Raw genomic sequence first — 18000 nt, forward strand, 5'->3', positions numbered from 1 at the left:
CGGGCGTGGCCCTACTGTGTCCGGACCCTGAAAGAAGGTCTGCGGCTGCTGCCCGCCCCGCCAGTCCGTGCCGCAGGCCGTGTGCCGGTAGATTAGTACCCAGACGAATTGTCCGGCCCTGCTGACCCAGCACTTCCCCAGAAACGGATACCACCCGTGGTCCTACGACTGTCCCAGCTTTTCCTGCGCACGCTGCGCGAAGACCCCGTCGATGCCGAGGTCGCCAGCCACAAGCTCCTGGTCCGTGCCGGCTACATCCGCCGCGCGGCCCCTGGCATCTACACCTGGCTTCCGCTGGGACTGAGCGTGCTGCGCAAGGTCGAGGAAATCATCCGGGAGGAAATGGCTGCCATCGGCGCACAGGAAGTCCACTTCCCGGCCCTGCTGCCCCGTGAGCCCTACGAAGCCACCAACCGCTGGACTGAGTACGGTGAAGGCCTGTTCCGGCTCCAGGACCGCAAGGGTGCCGACTACCTCCTGGCCCCCACGCATGAGGAGATGTTCACGCTCCTGGTCAAGGACCTGTACTCGTCGTACAAGGACCTTCCGCTGAGCCTGTACCAGATCCAGAACAAGTACCGTGACGAGGCACGCCCGCGGGCAGGGCTCCTCCGTGGCCGCGAATTCATCATGAAGGATTCCTACTCCTTCGACGTCGATGACGCAGGGCTGGACGCCAGCTACGCAGCCCACCGAGGCGCCTACCTGAAGATCTTTGAACGCCTGGGGCTTGAGGTTGTTCCCGTTGCAGCCACCGCGGGTGCCATGGGCGGGTCCAGGAGCGAGGAATTCCTGTTCCCCACCGAGATCGGTGAGGACACCTTCGTCCGCTCTGCCGGCGGATATGCAGCCAACGTCGAGGCCGTCACCACGGTGGTCCCCGACGAGATCGACTTCAGCAATGCACCGGCCGCAGAGGTCCTGGACACCCCGGACACTCCCACCATCGACACCCTTGTTGCCGCCGCAAACCAGATTGCCCCGCGGGCAGAGGCCGACGGCGGCGCCTGGACTGCCGCGGACACGCTCAAGAACGTGGTCCTCGCCGTCACGCTGCCCACCGGTGAGCGGCAGCTGGTAGTCATCGGCGTTCCCGGGGACCGCGCAGTGGACCTCAAGCGCGTTGAAGCGAACATCGGCGCCTTCCTGCCCATCGCGGGCGAGATCGGACTCGAGCAGGCAGGCGAGGAGGACCTCAAGAAGCAGCCGCTGATCGTCAAGGGCTACCTGGGCCCGGGACTTTCCCTGGACCAGCCGCTCCTGGGCTCCGACAGCGCCACCAAGCTGCTGTACCTTGTGGACCCGCGCGTGGTCAGCGGAACGGCATGGATCACCGGCGCCAATGAGGCCGGCAAGCACGTCTTCGGCCTGGTGGCGGGCCGCGACTTCGCGTGGGACGGCGTCATCGAATGCACCGAGGTGCGCGCGGGCGACCCCTCCCCGGACGGGTCGGGTCCCCTGGAAACCGCCCGCGGCATCGAGATGGGACACATCTTCCAGCTCGGCCGCAAGTACGCAGAGGCCCTGGACCTCAAGGTGCTGGACCAGAACGGCAAGCAGGTGGTGGTCACCATGGGCTCCTACGGTGTCGGCGTGACCCGCGCCGTGGCCGCCCTGGCAGAGGCCAACCACGACGCCCGGGGCCTTGTCTGGCCCCGCACCGTGGCCCCCGCCGACGTCCACGTGGTGGCAGTTGGCCGTGGCGAGGAGATCTTCCAGGCCGCGGAGAAGCTCTCGGCAGAGCTTGAGGACGCCGGCCTGTCCGTCATCTACGACGACCGCCCCAAGGTTTCACCGGGCGTGAAGTTCGGTGATGCGGAACTGGTGGGCGTGCCCACCATCCTGGCCGTGGGACGCGGCCTGGTGGACGGTGTGGTGGAAATCAAGGACCGACGCAGCGGGGAAGCCGAGAACATCGAGGTCGATAAGGCCGTGGACTACGTGGTCAACGCCGTCCGAAACCAGTGATCTCCGGCTTCGAATCGATCCAGCTCACCACCATCGTCCTGATCGTGGTGGCTGGATTCGCAGCCGGCTGGGTTGATGCCGTAGTGGGCGGCGGAGGACTCATCCAGCTTCCGGCGCTGCTCCTGGTTCCGGGCATCGCACCCGTCCAGGCGCTGGCCACCAACAAGATGGGCTCCATTTTCGGAACCGCCACCAGCGCCGCCACCTACTACCGGCGGGTGGGGCCGGACCTCCGGACTGCCGTACCCATGGCGGTGATAGCCCTGGCGGGAAGTTTCGGCGGGGCCAGCCTGGCAGCCACTCTCCCGGCCGGGGTTTTCAAGCCCATCATCGTTGTAGCGCTGGTGGCCGTCGCGCTGTTCACCGCACTGAGGCCCAGCGTCGGTGAACTGACGGCACTCCGCCACGAAGGCCACAGGCATTACGTCGTCGCCTGCCTCATCGGGGCCGTGATCGGCTTCTATGACGGCCTCATCGGCCCCGGAACAGGATCCTTCCTGGTCATTGCCCTGGTGTCCGCCATGGGTTACGCGTTCCTGGAAGCCAGCGCCAAGGCCAAGATCGTGAACATGGCCACCAACGCCGGAGCGCTGCTGTTCTTCCTGCCGCACGGGTCCATCCTGTGGGGCATCGGCCTGCTGCTGGGGGCAGCCAACATGGCAGGCGGCTATCTTGGCGCCCGCACGGCCGTGCAACAGGGGAGCAAGTTCGTCCGCATTGTCTTCCTGGTGGTCGTTGCGGCCCTGATCGTCAAGCTCGGCTACGACGTCTGGCAGGAAAACTTCGCCTGATCCGCTCCGGAAACTGCTCCTCGTGGCGGGCACCGCCGCGGCGTAGCATGCAGGTATGGCACACGGCGAAGACGGGTATGCCGCCGCTCTGGCGGCCGCAGCACGGCACGCGCAGGCCTGGCTGGACAGCCTTGCGGACCGCCATGTGGGACCCAGCCTGCACGCCACCGAGCTCGCTCCCGTTTTCGGCGGGCCGCTGCCGGCCGCGGGCATGCCAGCCGATGAGGTGATCGGCTTCCTGGCCGGGGCCGCCGAACCCGGACTCATGGCCATGCCCTCCGGCCGGTTCTTCGGCTGGGTTATTGGCGGGACCCTCCCAGCGGCCATGGCGTCGGACTGGCTGGTCAGTGCCTGGGACCAGAACGCCGGTCTCCGTTATGCCACTCCGGCCACCGCCGCCATCGAGGAAGCCGCCGGGCAGTGGGTGCTGGAGTTGCTGGGCCTGCCGTCCACTGCCGACGTCGGATTCGTCACCGGAGCCACCATGGCAAATTTCACCGGCATGGCGGCCGCCCGCTGGCGGCTGCTCGCCGACGCAGGGTGGGACCTGGACCGGGACGGCCTCTTCGGCGCGCCCCGGATCCGCTGTTTCGTGGGACGGGAACGGCACGACACCGTGGACCTTGGCCTGCGCTATCTGGGCCTGGGACAGCCGACGCAGGTCGACGCCGATGGGCAGGGCCGCCTGGTGCCCGCCGCGCTGGACGCTGCCCTTTCCGCCGGCACCGGCCCCGCCCTCGTATGCCTCCAGGCGGGGAACCTGCACTCCGGTGCCTTCGACCCCTTTACCGAGGCCATCGCCGTCGCACGCAAACATGGTGCCTGGGTGCACGTGGACGGCGCCTTCGGGCTGTGGGCGGCCGCCGCACCAGAGCTTCGCCACCTCATGCGCGGCTGCGGGGAAGCGGACTCCTGGGGCACGGATGCGCACAAAACCCTGAATGTGCCCTACGACTGCGGCATTGCCGTCGTCCGGGACCCGTCGGCCCTGCGCGCGGCGATGGGACTGCACGCGAGCTACCTCGTCCACGACGCTGAAGGTCCGGGCGACCCCTTCGAGAAGGTCCCTGAACTGTCCCGCCGGGCGCGGGGAGTGCCGGTCTGGGCCGCCCTGAAAAGCCTGGGCCGGGACGGGGTTGCAGCCCAGGTGGGTGGACTTGCCGCCGCCGCCGCCGCAATTGCCGAGGGCATGGCGGGCCTGGACGGCGTGGAGGTGCTTAACGACGTCGGCTACACCCAGGTGTGCCTGGCTTTCGGCGACGACGACACCACCCGCGCCGTCACCGCACGCGTTATCGAGGAGGGAAAGGTGTGGATGTCCGGCTCACGCTGGCGGGACCGCGACATCCTCCGGGTTTCGGTGAGCAACTGGCACACGTCCGGCGGGGAAGTGGCCACGGCCGTGGACGCTGTCCGGTCAGCCCTGGCTGCCATGCGGAACGCTTAAGGATTTTCGCGACCTGCCGCTATCCGCCCTTGCTTATCCATCCTGGCCGGGTTCCGGCAGCGCATGGGGATGCGGCAGGCCTTCCAGGGTGTCGCCGGCGAGGGTGCTGGCAACCCAGAGGGACCTGGCCAGATCGCCAGTGTGGCCATGGGCGGCGTACCACAGCGCGTTCTCCACCTCCCTGGCGATGCCCCATTGCCGGGCCACGTCAGGGTCCAGCCCGGCGGCAGTACTGAAGTCGTGGCAGCGACTGAGCAGCGCCGGCCCGGCCTGGACCGCCGGCAGCTCCCCAAGGCGGTTCCAGAGCAGCGGCGCAACTGCGAACTCGGGCTCGCCGATCATCGGCTGCGGATCGATGGCAGCGTAAGCAGCTGGAGCATGCATGCCATCATGGCGGGCCCTGTCGGGGCGAGCCAGGATGTTCAGGAAATGCAGGTCCGTGTGGACCAGCAGGTCGCGGGCGGACCGGCGTCCCACCGCGCCTCGCGTCTGGCAGACCTCCAGCGCCGCCTCCAACAGCCACCTGGGAAATGGCCGGCCCAGCTGCTCCCAGTCGGCTGGAAGATCATCACTCCACTGTTCGGCCCGGGCTGCGATGTGGCCGAACTCCCGCCACTCGGGCCGCTGGTCAGGGGCAAGCCCCAGTTGCCGCACCAACCCGCCCCACACCTGCATGGCGTCGTCCATCCCCAGCTCCGCCAGGGTCCGGCCGGCATCGAGGCGTTCCAGGAGCATGGCACACGACCCGGGATCCGCGGCCAGCAGCGCAGCAGCGCCGCGGCCACCCCAAAGGGCCAGGGCATGCCGCTCCACTTTGGCCTCGTCGTGGGGAAAAGCGATCTTGAGGGCTGCCGGCAACCCGTCCTGCCGCCGCACCGGCACCACCAGGCCGCCGTGGCCGTGCCACGGCATGGTCCCGGGCGGCAGGTCAACCTCGAGGTGCCACGCTTCCAGGTGCTCCTCCAGCAGGCCCGGGAGCTTGCTGAGCCACGCCCTTCCTTCGGTGCTGCGCGCGTAGCGTGCCGCAAGGTCCGGCGGGATGGACACGGACACCACAGGCCCACTCATGAGGCTGCCACCCACGCCGGTGCCGGGCACTGCCGGTCCGGAACTGTCGAGTCAGGAATCATCGGATCAGACAACGCCGGAGGCGCCGAGCAGGTTGCCGATCAGGAAGGTTGCAGCGAGCGCCAGGGCACCGCCAACCACCACGCGCACGGCCGCCCGGGCTTTCGAACCACCGCCGATCCACGCACCGAGGGCACCCGTCAGTGCCAGGGCCACCAGGACTGAAACGAAGGTCAGCGGAACGCGGATCTCCGGTGGCGGAAGCAGGATGGCCAGCATGGGCAGGATGGCCCCAATGGTGAAGGCGATGGCGGAGGCAAAAGCCGCGTGCCAGGGGCTGACGATGTCCGCCTCATCGATATTGAGTTCGGCGGACAGGTGCGCCGCCAGCACATCGTGGGCGGTCAGTTCCTCGGCAACTTTGGCGGCTGTTTCGGGGCTGAGGCCCTTGTCCTGGTAGATCGCCGTCAGTTCTGCCAGTTCCGCTTCCGGTTCTTCCTGGAGTTCGCGCCTTTCCTTCTCGATCAGGGCCCGCTGGCTGTCGCTTTGGCTGCTGACCGATACATATTCGCCCAAGGCCATGGACACCGCACCGCCCACGAGCCCGGCAGCACCCGCCGCAAGGATAGGGCCGGTCTCGGCAGTGGCCCCGGCCACGCCCACCACAATCGCGGCGACGGAAACGATGCCGTCATTGGCACCCAGGACGCCGGCACGCAGCCAGTTCAGCCGGTGCGCGATGTCGTTGCCGTGTGGTTCGGTCTCGAGATGGCCGTTCAATCCCTGATTGGCTGCACTGGCTCCCGGTGCATCGGCCGGATCGTCCGCGTTCATCCCCTCAGCAAACCATCCCCGCCCGCCCAGTGCCAGCCTCGAGGTGGCTTTACTTGGCGGGCTGGGGTTCGGGGGAGAGCCGCTGACCACCAGGGTTCAGGGCGCAGCAGGTGACTGTGGTGCGCCGTCTCGAGCAGGCAGGGCAGCGCCGGCAGGAAGGGACGGCAGCTGGTCAACATCCAGGCGCAGCCCTGGAACGGGTCCGGGATCTGCACCCCACCGCTGGGCCCGGCCCGCGGCGGACTGCAGCGCTGACAGCGCCCACCTCCGGTCCTGACCCTGGGACACCGCCACCACGTCCCCGTAGGCCGCCAGTGTGGCCGCCTCGAGCTTGCCCAAACCGGACGCCGGTGCAGCCAGGAAGCCTGGCTCAAGTACATACCCCGGCTGTTGCGGCAGGGGCGCCCCGCAGGCGGACCGGAGGTGTTCCGCGGCGGCTGCGGCCTGTTCCTTGTGCCGGAGCAGGAATTCCGACGCCGGGCCCGCCTCCGCGGGCGCCAGGCGGGGGAGTGCCGCCTGGTAGCCGTAGGCGGCCTGTTGCTCCGCGGTGATGACTGCGGCCAGTGCCTGGCCCACGCTTGCGGCAGCATCCGGCCCGGTGGTCTTCGGGGCGGCAGCCGGATCTGAAGGCGACGGGCAAGCGGCAGCAGTTGCTTCAGCCGCGGAAGCCTCTTCCTGGGTTCCTGCCGGTCCCTTCGGTGCCGGTACCCCCGTTGCAGAGGCAAGGCGACCGGCGGCGAGGAGCTGTGCGGTGCCGGTGCCCGCGAGGAGGCGCGCCATGCCGCCGTCGGCCGTCTCCGCGTCCTCGACGCGGGCGGCGCCACTGTTGGCCAGCGCCTGGACCAGCGCGGCGGGGGTTTGAAGGCCCGCACCCGAAAGACCTGCACCGGGACGGCCCGCTACGGCGGATGGCGATGGCGATGGCGACGCCGACGCCGGGCCGGAGTCCGAAGCAGGGACGGACAGTGCCCTGGCCTGGATGGTCAGCAAGGTCACAACCGGTTCCAGTGCGGTGGATTCGGCCGCGCCGGCGGAGGCCAGCTCAACCCCGGCAGCGCGCAGGTCCATCGCCTCGCTGAACGCCGCCGCCCGGGCGCGCTCGGAGAACGAAGGCGGGGCAGGTGCCGGCTTTTCCGCGGGATTCAGGGCTAAACCGAGGCTCAGGACAACCAGCACGGCAAGGCCAAAGACGGCAAAACGGAACGGGCGCATGCGCGGGCTGCTGTCCTGGCGGCGGTCTTTCACAACAGACCATGGTGTCACGGTGACGAGGCACCCGGGTGCACCGCTGGGCCGGTAAAATAGCTACGCTAGTAAACACCACATCATCTATAGGGAGGCGGCCGGCATCGTGAGCAATGCAGAAGCCACGGCTTCACCAGACCATACCGGTACGGGAAGCGGATCCGCGCCGGCCCACAACCCCGAAGCTGCCCGGCTGCGGGCCCTCCTGGAACCCGCCGTCCAGGCCAACCGCCTGTACCTGGAGGACGTGGCCATCATCCCCGGCTCGCACCGCGTGGTCCACGTAGTGGTGGACCTCCCCCAGGAGGAAAGCGGAGGGGTCAGCCTGGACGTCATTGCGGACATCTCCAGGGTGCTCTCGGATGTGCTGGACAACGATCCCAACGACGACGGCCGTCCCTATGACCTCGAAGTGTCCTCACCCGGCGTCGGACGCCCCTTAACGGAGCCCCGGCACTGGTACCGCGCCCGGGGCCGGATGGCCAAGGTGAACGTCATCCAGGGCGAGAACATCACCGGACGCATCCAGTCCGTGGACGATGGGGGAGTCACCCTGGTCCCCGAGGTCGCCGTCAAGAAGGGCATGAAGCCCCGCCAGGGCGAACCCTTAAAACTTCCTTTCGACAGGATCCGCAACGGAAAAGTCGAGATCGAATTCAGCCACCTCCCCGAGGATGGTCTGGAACCTGAACACAATGGACCTTCTGAGGAGGCCTGATGGATATTGACATGAGCGCACTGAGACTTTTGGAGCGTGAGCGTGAAATCCCGCTGGACCTCCTGATCCCCACCATCGAGCAGGCGCTCCTGGTGGCATACCACAAGTCACCCGGCGCCTTCGAGAAAGCGCGCGCCGAGCTGGACCGCAAGAGCGGGCACGTCACCATTTGGGCTGTGGAGATTGACGACGACGGCGCCCCCATCGGTGAATTCGAGCACACCCCGGAAGGGTTTGGCCGGATCGCCGCCAGCACCGCACGCCAGATCATCCTGCAGCGCCTGCGCGATGTTGAGGACGACAACGTCCTGGGCGAATTCAAGGGCCGCGAGGGCGAGTTGGTGTCCGGCACCATCCAGCAGGGCAACAACCCGCACATGATCCAGGTCAACCTCGGCTCGCTCGAGGCCCTCCTGCCGCCGCCCGAGCAGGTTCCCGGTGAGAAGTACATCCACGGCAACCGGCTGCGCGCCCTGGTCATCGACGTGCACCGCGGCACCAAGGGTCCGTCCGTCACGCTCTCCCGGTCCCACCCCGGCCTGGTCCGCAAGCTCTTCGAACTCGAAGTACCCGAGATCGCCGACCACTCGGTGGAAATCGTTGCCCTGGCCCGCGAAGCCGGCCACCGCACCAAGATTGCCGTCAAGGCGAACACCCCGGGGATCAACGCCAAGGGTGCCTGCATCGGTGAGATGGGCTCACGCGTCCGCGCAGTCATGACCGAGTTGAACGACGAAAAGATCGACATTGTCGACTTCAGCGAAAACCCGGCCACCTTCATCGCCAGCGCACTCTCGCCGTCGCGCGTGAATTCCGTCACCATCACGGACGAAGCCACGCGTTCGGCCCGGGTGGTGGTCCCTGACTACCAGCTGTCCCTGGCCATCGGCAAGGAGGGCCAGAACGCCCGGCTGGCGGCGAAGCTGACCGGCTGGCGGATCGACATCGTCTCCGACGCCGCGGTGGCCCGCGACAAGTAAGGTCCCCGGAGGGATGGCTTCCGCAACGCGGCAGCCACCCGGTTTCGGGCAGAACGGCCCAAAGGGGCTAGAATAGACAGGACCGCGCCTAACGGCCGGTAGCCGTGTGCCTTGGGCGTGCTCGTTTCCGTGACTGCGGAGGCGGTAAACCTGCGGCCAGCAGAATGAACGTCAGGACGATGACCGTGGCAGAAGTGCTTTCCACCGGAAGTCAGCCTGAACGTACCTGCATCGGATGCCGGAAAAAGGGCCCGCGGTCGCAGTTGCTCCGGCTCGTCGCCGAAGGCAGCGGGTCAACCGCTGTCCTGGTGGATGAACGACGCCGGATGTCTGGCCGGGGTGCATGGCTGCACCCCAGCGAATCGTGCCTGGCTCTTGCGGTCAAGCGGCGAGCATTCGGACGCGCCCTTCCCGGCGCAACCGAAACAGCCGCCGTCGAACACTGGATCACGCGAGGCCCGAACGTTGACGCCGCCCCGGTGGCTGCAACACCAACCGTCCAACCTGAAAGCGGGTCAGAAATCTGATGGAAACCCGATGAGTTCCCAGCGATGAGTGCGTAACGATGACAACTTTGTTGCGCTCTGCAATGGGCCCTTCCGCTGTAGTCGCGGCTGGGGTCCGCAGTAAGAAGTAGACGGTTCGTGCCTGGCTCGGTGCGGACCGAGACAGGAGAAATGTGGCCAAGGTCCGCGTACACGAGCTCGCCAAAGAGCTCGGTATTACTTCCAAAGATGCAGTGACAAAACTGCAGGAACTGGGCGAATTCGTTCGCTCTGCCTCTTCCACCATTGAGGCCCCCGTTGTGCGTAAACTGCGCAACGCCTTCCCCGACGCCGCTGCCAAGTCAGCGGCACCGGCCGCAGCGCCTGCCGCTGCGCCCAAGGCACCTGCTCCCGCAGCAGAATCACGTCCTTCAGCACCGGCTCCCGGCCCTGCTGCGCCCAAGGCTCCGGCCCCCAAGGCACAGGCACAGGCTCCCGCTGCCCCCTCCGCGCCCGCACAGGCAGAGGCACCGGCCACGCCGGCCGCCGCGCCTGCCGCCCCTGCGGCTCCGTCCTCGGCTGCGCCCACCTCGGGTGCTCCGTCCACCGGTGCCAAGCCCGGTGCACGCCCGGCGCCCAAGGCCGACACCCCGGCTCCGTCCACCCGTCCGGGTGGATCCGCACCGGGTGCGTCCGGCCCCCGTCCCGGCGGTCCCCGCCCGGGTAACAACCCCTTCGCCACCTCGCAGGGCATGCCCCGCGGCCGCGGCGGAGACGGTGAACGCGCCCCCCGTCCGGGCAACAACCCCTTCGCCACCTCGCAGGGCATGCCCCGTCCCGGTGGCAGCCGTAACGACGGCGACCGGCCCGGCGGCCCCCGTCCCGCAGCCGGTGCAGGCGGGCCCCGTCCCGGCGGGCCGCGTCCCGCAGCCGGTGCCGGTGGACCCCGTCCCGCAGCCGGTGCAGGCGGACCCCGTCCGGGTGCACCCCGCCCCGGAGGTCCCCGTCCTACTCCCGGCATGATGCCCAACCGCACTGAGCGTCCCGCACCCGCAGGTGCAGGCCGTCCCGGTGGCGGCGGCCGCGGTCCCGGACGCCCCGGCGGCGCACCCGGCACCGGAGGTCCCGGTGCCGGCGGCGGTGCTCCCGCCGGTGGTGGCTTCGGCAAGGGCGGCCGCGGCCGCGGCGGCACCCAGGGTGCCTTCGGCAAGGGCGGCGCAGGCCGTGGCAAGCAGCGCAAGTCCAAGCGCGCCAAGCGCCAGGAACTTGAGCAGATGAGTGCCCCGTCGCTGGGTGGCGTGAGCGTACCCCGCGGCGACGGCAACACCGTCATCCGGCTCCGCCGTGGTTCGTCCATCACGGACTTCGCCGACAAGATCGAGGCAAACCCGGCCGCACTGGTGACCGTGCTGTTCCACCTTGGTGAAATGGCCACGGCAACGCAGTCGCTGGACGAGGAGACCTTCGCGCTGCTGGGCGAGGAGCTGGGCTACAAGCTCCAGGTCGTGTCGCCGGAAGACGAGGAGCGCGAGCTGCTCTCCGGGTTCGACATCGACTTCGATGCCGAGCTGGAAGCCGAAGGCGACGAGCAACTCGAGGCACGTCCTCCGGTTGTCACCGTCATGGGCCACGTCGACCACGGTAAGACCCGCCTGCTCGATGCCATCCGCAAGTCCGACGTCATGGCCGGCGAACACGGCGGCATCACGCAGCACATCGGTGCCTACCAGGTCACGCACAACCACGAAGGCGACGACCGCAAGATCACCTTCATCGATACCCCGGGTCACGAGGCGTTCACCGCCATGCGTGCCCGTGGTGCGAAGGTCACCGACATCGCCATCCTGGTGGTCGCAGCGGACGACGGCGTCATGCCGCAGACCGTTGAAGCGCTCAACCACGCCCAGGCGGCCAACGTGCCGATCGTCGTGGCAGTGAACAAGATCGACAAGGAAGGCGCCAACCCGGAGAAGGTCCGCGGCCAGCTGACCGAATACGGCCTGGTTCCCGAGGAATACGGTGGCGACACCATGTTCGTGGAGGTCTCTGCCCGCCAGAACCTCAACATCGACGAGCTGCTCGAGGCCGTCCTGCTCACCGCGGACGCCGCCCTGGACATGCGCGCCAACCCGAACAAGGACGCCCGCGGTATTGCGATCGAAGCCAACCTGGACAAGGGTCGCGGTGCCGTTGCCACCGTCCTGGTGCAGTCCGGTACGCTGCGCGTCGGCGACACCATCGTTGCAGGCACGGCCCACGGCCGTGTCCGTGCGATGTTCGACGACGACGGCAGCGCCCTGACCGAGGCCGGCCCGTCCCGCCCCGTCCAGGTGCTGGGTCTGTCCAACGTGCCGCGCGCCGGTGACACCTTCTTCGTGACCGCTGACGAGCGCACCGCCCGCCAGATCGCCGAGAAGCGCGAAGCCGCCGACCGCAACGCCGCCCTGGCCAAGCGCCGCAAGCGCATCAGCCTGGAAGACTTCGACCAGGCCGTCGCCGAAGGCAAGATCGACACCCTCAACCTCATCCTCAAGGGTGACGTGTCCGGTGCCGTGGAAGCCCTCGAAGACGCGCTGCTCAAGATCGATGTCGGGGAAGGCGTGCAGCTGCGCGTCATCCACCGCGGTGTGGGTGCCATCACCCAGAACGATGTCAACCTGGCAACGGTGGACTCCGCCGTCATCATCGGCTTCAACGTCAAGCCCGCCGAGCGGGTTGCCGAACTGGCAGACCGCGAAGGCGTGGACATGCGCTTCTACTCCGTCATCTACGCAGCAATCGATGACATCGAGGCAGCGCTCAAGGGCATGCTCAAGCCGGAATACGAAGAAGTCCAGCTCGGCACCGCCGAGGTCCGCGAAGTCTTCCGCTCCTCCAAGTTCGGAAACATCGCCGGCTCGATCGTCCGCTCGGGCATCATCCGCCGTAACACCAAGGCACGGATCAGCCGCGACGGCAAGATCATCGGTGACAACCTCACCGTTGAGACGCTTAAGCGCTTCAAGGACGACGCCACCGAGGTCCGCACGGACTTCGAATGTGGTATCGGTCTTGGGTCGTACAACGACATCACCGAAGGCGACATCATCGAGACCTTCGAGATGCGCGAGAAGCCGCGCGTCTAGTCTGTCTGTTGTGGGGCCGTCGGAATTTTTCCGGCGGCCCCGCCCCTTCGCTGGGCGGCTTGGGATCTTCGATCCCGCGCCGCCCAGCTCCGGCAGGCCCGATGCCACTCCCGGGCCGCCGGAGAAAATCCCGCCGGGTCCGTCGTTGGCTCGCCTTGGTCCGTGGCACATAACTGAAACGTTCGAGGCAGCTCCTGTGCCGCCGTCGTACGTCCCAAATTTTTCTTTTTATAGGAGTTGTTCATGGCTGATCCGGCACGTGCTGCCAAGTTGGCGCAGCGGATTAAGGTTGTTGTTGCTGAGGCTCTGGGCCGGAAGGTCAAGGATCCCCGGCTGGAGGGCATTACTGTTACTGATGCCCGCGTGACCAATGATCTGCAGCATGCCACCGTTTATTACACTGTCTTCGGCGACCAGGCTGTCCAGGCTGATGCTGCCAAGGGGCTTGAGAAGGCCAAGGGTGTGCTCCGGCAGGAAGTTGGACGCAACATTACTGTGCGCCTGACCCCCACCCTTGAGTTCGTGGCCGACCAGATTCCGGTCAATGCCTCCAACCTGGAGGAACTGCTGCGCGAGGCCAAGAAGCGGGATGCCGAGGTTGCTGCCCTGGCTGCCAACGCCCGGCACGCCGGCGATGCGGACCCGTACAAGTCCGACGCCGTGGCGGAAGTGGACATTGACGAGGACGACTTCGACGAAGAGGACCTGGACCTCTCCGATGATGAGGACCTCGACGAGGACGGCAACAAGTAGTCATCAGCAACAGCCCAGCGGCATGAAAACGGCAGGACCCAATGTGGGTCCTGCCGTTTTGTTGTTGTGGCCTTAGTGGAGGTCCACCTCGATCAGGCGTCCACCGGGCTCCGCCATGGGAGCGGAGGGCCCCTCAGGATCCGACACGCCTACCAGGGCATCCACCGTTGCGAAGACGTCCCCGCCCCTGAACTCAACATCGGCAGGCATGTTCACTGTCAGGAAATGCGATCGATCGCCCTCGGAGTTGAACTTCAGGATTTCCCCGCCGAACAGGGATGCGACATACACATCACCCTTGTCGGTCACGGCCAGCCCCGTAGGCGTGAGGATGTGGTCCTGCCACAGTTTCGTCTCGCCGGTCCAGGGATTGATCTTGAAGATGGCACCGCGGGCACCGAGCGAGCCCGGTTCTCCGCCAGGGAGCGATGACACGTACAGCCAGCCGTCCGGACCTATCTCCACGTCGGTGGGAACAGGCTCGAAGGCATACGTGAATCCGGCACACGCAGGTGCACCAAAATGATCCGCAACATCCTCTGTCAGCTTCGCCGGTCGGGGCGGAAGGACTGCCACTGTAGAAATGCGGCCGGAGTCAAGATCGACCTTGAGGACGGCGTTTGCGCCTGCGTCAGCGACGTAGGCCGTATCTTTCCAGAGGGCCAAGGCGTAGGGGTGGGAGTCGATGTCCCCTGTGTACTGAGCCGGCGGGGCGTCCTTCGGTGCTCCGGCTTCGGTCAGGCATTGCTGGCTGACATCATCCCCGAAGCCATAGTGCTGCTTGCGGTCGGGATTGACACTCCGCTCGTAGTCGGCGAGGCTGGCGATTTTGTCCACATCGCCGTTGGAGTCGATGGACTTCAGGTGGCTGTGGAGTGCGGCAGGATCACCTTGTCCGGCACCGATGCTCTCCAGGAAGTACGTGGTGTCGCCGCGTGTTTCAGCTCCGGCGACCTCCCAGCCCTTCTCCGCGGTGTAGACGTCCTTGCGGTCCCCGTCGTGCTCGACGCGCGTGAGGATTCCAGCGAAATCCTGGCTGACGCGAACGGTTTCGCCGTCCCCTACGGCGAGGTGGAGGGGCGAGACGAGGCCTGTGGCCATGACTTCGTAATCAGGGTCGTGGCTGGAAGCAAACGCCGGGCCCGTCTGGACCACCATGGCAGCGGCCAAGCAGCCGATAAAGGTTATTTTTCGTTTCATTGGATTCTCCGGGGTGCGAGATGCCCTTGCGGGCTGGATATGAAGCCTCCGAAGAGGCGGATGTTATCCCCCGGGCGCAAGCGTAGGCCCCTACCAGCGGGTAGTCGTTGGGGGCATCCCCCCTTTCTGGCCCCAATTTCGTCCCCCAACGGGGCACCTGTGGCTAGGATCGTGCTATGACGTCCGCAGACCACGGCAACAGGGGCTTGCAGCACCCCGAATCTGCTCAGCACCCCGAATCTGCCCACCATCCCGGACAGGCTCAATACCTTGAACAGGCCGTGGAACTGGCCACGCACAACGTCGCTGAGGGCGGCGGGCCATTCGGTGCGGTGGTGGTGACGCCTGACGGACGCGTCCATACCGGAGTCAACAGGGTGACCAGGGATAACGATCCCACCGCCCATGCGGAAGTGGTGGCCATCCGGGCGGCGGCCGCGGCTACATCCGATTTCGACCTGGCCGGTTCGGTCCTCTACGCAAGCTGCGAGCCGTGCCCCATGTGCCTGGCGTCCGCCTTGTGGGCCAGGATCGGCCGCGTCTACTACGCAGCAGACCGGCACGGGGCCGCGGCGGCAGGCTTCGATGACGCGCTCTTCTATGACTACTTCAGTGGCGCGGCGCCGGAGCTGATGCCGGTCACCAAGGGTGACATCCCGACGTCGGACGTCCCCTTCCAGGCGTGGCGCGCCTTTGACAGCAGGAAGGAATATTAGTCATGGAACCCACACTCTTGAGCTGCCCGGCCTGCGGCAAGACCAACCGGGTTCCGGCCAGGGCTTCGGGCCACCCGCGCTGCGGCAACTGCAAGGCGGACCTGCCCTGGATCGTATCCGCAGGCGACAGCGACTTCGCGGCCGTGGCGGAGCAATCCCCGGTTCCGGTGTTGGTCGACTTCTGGGCGGCGTGGTGCGGACCCTGCCGGATGGTCAGCCCGGTCCTGGACAAGCTGGCCAGGGAACGGCCCGGGAAGATCAAGCTGGTGAAGGTGGATGTGGATACGTCTCCCGGCCTGTCGCAGCGGTTCGATGTGCAGGCCATTCCCACCTTGATGGTGCTTGTTGACGGAAAGGTGGCAGCGCGCCAGGCCGGCGCCGCACCGGCGGAGGTCCTCCGTTCCTGGCTGGACAAGGCCCTCGCCGGCGCCCGCAGCTAGCTGGAAACGGAGCGCTCGAAACCCGGCACCAGCCGTCTACGGCCGGGCGTCCGGAAGCCGGGACAGCCCATCCAGCAGATCCTGTTTCCGGCCGCACAGCGCGATCCGGACCCACCCCTCGCCAATGGAGCCGAAAGCGGTCCCCGGAGCCAGCGCCACGCCGGAGTCTGCGAGAAAACGCCGAACCCAGGCCCGCACATCCCCGCCGCTCACATGGGACATATCAGCCCACAGGTAGAACGCGCCCTGCGCCGGAAGGTACCGGATCCCCTTCGCTGCCAGCACCGCAGAGGCGGCGTCCCGGTTCTCCCGGTAGTGCTGGTGGGCGTGCCGGACGTAGTCCTGGGGCCCGGTCAGCGCCGCCAGCGCCGCATACTGCGGCGCAGAGGCCACGCACGAGACGATCGATTCCATGACGTTGTCCATCTTCTGTTTGAGCCCTGGCGGGCAGACCAGGGCGCCGATGCGCAGCCCGGTCAGGCCGTAGGTCTTGGACAGTGTCAGCGACGTGAACACGCGCGCATCCGCCGCGGTGCCGCCGTCGAACCTTGCCGGGCTGACGTGGGGCACATCGTAGGTGAACGCCTCGTAGCACTCGTCCGAGACCACCCAGATGTCGTGCCGACGGGCCAAATCCATCAGTTCCCGGACCACTTCTTCACCAAGCACGGCGCCGAGCGGGTTGGAGGGGGAGTTGAGGACCAGCACCCGGGTGCGGCTGGTGATCAGCGCCTCCACATCGGCTACCCGCGGCTGGAAGCCGTATTCGGGGTGCAGCGGATAGCCCACGGGGACGGCATTGAGCAGCCGGCTGGTCATGGCAAAGGTGGGATAGCCCGGGTTGGGGATCAGGATTTCGTCGCCGGGGGACAGCAGTAGGCTCATGGCGAAGTGCAGGCCCTGTTGCGCGCCGGACACCACATAGACGCGGTCGGCGCCGACGTCGACTCCCTGTTCTTCCCGGAACCTGGCAGCGAACGCCTCACGGAGGGCGGGAATCCCGGCGTTGGGCGTGTAGTTGGTTTCGTCGCGGTCCAGGCAGGCGATGCCTGCATCCAGGACGTGGCGGGGGAGCGGAAAGCCGGGCTCCCCGATGCTCAATATGATGGCGCCGGGGGTACGCCACGCAGCCTCGGTGATCTCGCGGATCTGGTTGACGGGCACGTCGCGGACATGGGCGGCAAGCTCAGGCATGCCAGCCATCCTAGCCGTCCCTGCGGGACTGCCGCCGAGCGTGCCGTGACGGGCCGCAGTGGGTGGGCAGGCGGGCCTACCAGCGCCGATATACTGGGAGGCGTGCTTTCTGGACTGGTGATAGTGGACAAGCCGCAGGGATGGACCAGCCATGATGTGGTTGGCCGGATGCGGCGCCTCGCAGGGACCCGGAAAGTGGGGCACGCAGGAACCCTGGACCCGATGGCCACCGGCGTCCTGGTGATCGGCATCAACAAGGCAACGCGCTTGCTCACCTACATCGTGGGCACCTCAAAGACCTACACCGCCACAATCCGGCTGGGCCAGTCCACCGTCACCGATGACGCGGAAGGGGAGGTCACTGCCACCACCGGCACGTCCGGCGTCAGCGAGCAGGCAATTTTCGACGGCGTCGCGGCCCTCACGGGCGACATCCAGCAGGTGCCCAGCAGCGTCAGCGCCATCAAAGTGAACGGCGAACGCGCCTATGCGCGCGTGCGGTCGGGTGAGGATGTGAAGCTGGCCTCACGCCCCGTCACCATCCACCGGTTCGAGGTGCACGCCATTTCGCGAAACCCCGAGGCGGATGTGGTTGACCTCGACGTCACGGTCGAATGCTCCTCCGGTACGTACATCCGCGCCCTGGCCAGGGACCTTGGCAATGCCCTCGGCGTGGGAGGCCACCTCACCGTCCTCCGCAGGACCCACGTGGGCCCCTATTCCCTCGATCAGGCGCGCACTCTTGAACAGCTGGCCGAAGAGTTCAACGTCCTTGAAATGTCGCAGGCTGCGCGCGCGCTGATGCCCAACCGCGAACTCAGCGCCGAGGAAGCCACTGAGATCTCCTTCGGGCGGCGCATTGCTGCCGGGGCCGCCGCCGGCGCTCCCGGTGCTGCCACCGCCGAACATCCCGCCGCTGCCTTCGCCCCCGACGGAAGCCTGGTGGCCCTTCTTGCCGACGCCGGCAGCTACGCCAAGCCGGTGCTCGTCTTCGCCCCCGCCTCCGGCGCTGCCGCAACCGCAGCGGAGGCCTAAA

16 protein-coding genes are annotated in these 18000 nt (G+C 67.2%); 11 read left to right on the forward strand and 5 right to left on the reverse strand.

The window, feature by feature from the left end:
- The first annotated feature begins 156 nt into the window (after positions 1–156).
- From FBY36_RS16180 to FBY36_RS16190, 3 genes are read left to right on the forward strand one after another with little or no spacing between them, the layout of a single operon-like run.
- On the forward strand, positions 157–1968 hold the full coding sequence (locus tag FBY36_RS16180) for a proline--tRNA ligase (RefSeq protein ID WP_142121026.1): 1812 nt from the start codon (positions 157–159) through the stop codon (positions 1966–1968).
- The gene (locus tag FBY36_RS16185; protein ID WP_142121028.1) at positions 1965–2759 is read left to right on the forward strand and encodes a sulfite exporter TauE/SafE family protein; all 795 of its coding nucleotides are present in this window, start codon (positions 1965–1967) and stop codon (positions 2757–2759) included. Before FBY36_RS16180 ends, FBY36_RS16185 begins: the two co-directional genes overlap by 4 nt.
- 55 nt (positions 2760–2814) lie before the next feature.
- Entirely contained in the window at positions 2815–4206 is a 1392-nt protein-coding gene (locus FBY36_RS16190) for a pyridoxal phosphate-dependent decarboxylase family protein (protein ID WP_142121030.1), read from the forward strand.
- A gap of 33 nt (positions 4207–4239) precedes the next feature.
- Here FBY36_RS16190 and FBY36_RS16195 read toward each other — a convergent pair whose 3' ends face one another.
- The 3 genes from FBY36_RS16195 to FBY36_RS16205 form a co-directional block, all read right to left on the reverse strand.
- Complete coding sequence (locus tag FBY36_RS16195) at positions 4240–5274, reverse strand: aminoglycoside phosphotransferase family protein (protein WP_142121032.1); 1035 nt, start codon at positions 5272–5274, stop codon at positions 4240–4242.
- 66 nt (positions 5275–5340) lie between these two features.
- Positions 5341–6108, reverse strand: a complete 768-nt coding sequence (locus FBY36_RS16200; protein WP_142121034.1) for a VIT1/CCC1 transporter family protein — start codon at positions 6106–6108, stop codon at positions 5341–5343.
- 96 nt (positions 6109–6204) lie between these two features.
- Positions 6205–7353, reverse strand: coding sequence for a DUF4439 domain-containing protein (locus FBY36_RS16205; protein WP_235008871.1), 1149 nt, complete (start codon positions 7351–7353; stop codon positions 6205–6207).
- Between the two features lie 106 nt (positions 7354–7459).
- On the opposite strand from FBY36_RS16205, the gene rimP reads away from it, so the two are divergent.
- The 5 genes from rimP to rbfA all read left to right on the forward strand — a co-directional run bounded on the left by rimP (position 7460) and on the right by rbfA (position 13414).
- Entirely contained in the window at positions 7460–8071 is a 612-nt protein-coding gene (gene rimP / locus FBY36_RS16210) for a ribosome maturation factor RimP (protein WP_142121036.1), read from the forward strand.
- Positions 8071–9051: a transcription termination factor NusA gene (gene nusA, locus FBY36_RS16215; RefSeq protein WP_142121037.1), complete on the forward strand. Its 981-nt coding sequence runs from the start codon at positions 8071–8073 to the stop codon at positions 9049–9051. Before rimP ends, nusA begins: the two co-directional genes overlap by 1 nt.
- Positions 9052–9230: 179 nt before the next feature.
- Positions 9231–9578 carry a YlxR family protein gene (locus FBY36_RS16220; protein ID WP_056338423.1) on the forward strand — a complete coding sequence of 116 codons (348 nt, stop codon included), beginning with the start codon at positions 9231–9233 and terminating at the stop codon, positions 9576–9578.
- Between the two features lie 152 nt (positions 9579–9730).
- Entirely contained in the window at positions 9731–12661 is a 2931-nt protein-coding gene (gene infB / locus FBY36_RS16225) for a translation initiation factor IF-2 (RefSeq protein ID WP_142121039.1), read from the forward strand.
- 243 nt (positions 12662–12904) lie between these two features.
- The gene (rbfA, locus tag FBY36_RS16230) at positions 12905–13414 is read left to right on the forward strand and encodes a 30S ribosome-binding factor RbfA (protein WP_142121041.1); all 510 of its coding nucleotides are present in this window, start codon (positions 12905–12907) and stop codon (positions 13412–13414) included.
- A gap of 72 nt (positions 13415–13486) precedes the next feature.
- Here rbfA and FBY36_RS16235 read toward each other — a convergent pair whose 3' ends face one another.
- Entirely contained in the window at positions 13487–14614 is a 1128-nt protein-coding gene (locus FBY36_RS16235) for a ScyD/ScyE family protein (protein WP_142121043.1), read from the reverse strand.
- A 176-nt stretch (positions 14615–14790) separates the two neighbouring features.
- Between FBY36_RS16235 and FBY36_RS16240 the strand changes: the two genes are divergently transcribed.
- Positions 14791–15330: a nucleoside deaminase gene (locus FBY36_RS16240; RefSeq protein WP_235008872.1), complete on the forward strand. Its 540-nt coding sequence runs from the start codon at positions 14791–14793 to the stop codon at positions 15328–15330.
- A gap of 2 nt (positions 15331–15332) precedes the next feature.
- The gene (trxA, locus tag FBY36_RS16245; RefSeq protein ID WP_142121045.1) at positions 15333–15770 is read left to right on the forward strand and encodes a thioredoxin; all 438 of its coding nucleotides are present in this window, start codon (positions 15333–15335) and stop codon (positions 15768–15770) included.
- 36 nt (positions 15771–15806) lie between these two features.
- Here the strand turns inward: trxA and FBY36_RS16250 are convergent, their stop codons facing one another.
- Complete coding sequence (locus FBY36_RS16250; protein WP_200830518.1) at positions 15807–16964, reverse strand: pyridoxal phosphate-dependent aminotransferase; 1158 nt, start codon at positions 16962–16964, stop codon at positions 15807–15809.
- A 102-nt stretch (positions 16965–17066) separates the two neighbouring features.
- Here FBY36_RS16250 and truB point away from each other — a divergent pair, with 102 nt between their 5' ends.
- The gene (gene truB, locus FBY36_RS16255; protein WP_142121049.1) at positions 17067–17999 is read left to right on the forward strand and encodes a tRNA pseudouridine(55) synthase TruB; all 933 of its coding nucleotides are present in this window, start codon (positions 17067–17069) and stop codon (positions 17997–17999) included.
- Position 18000 lies beyond the last annotated feature (1 nt).

Origin of the sequence: Arthrobacter sp. SLBN-122 (assembly GCF_006715165.1) — a bacterium.
GTDB lineage: Bacteria > Actinomycetota > Actinomycetes > Actinomycetales > Micrococcaceae > Arthrobacter.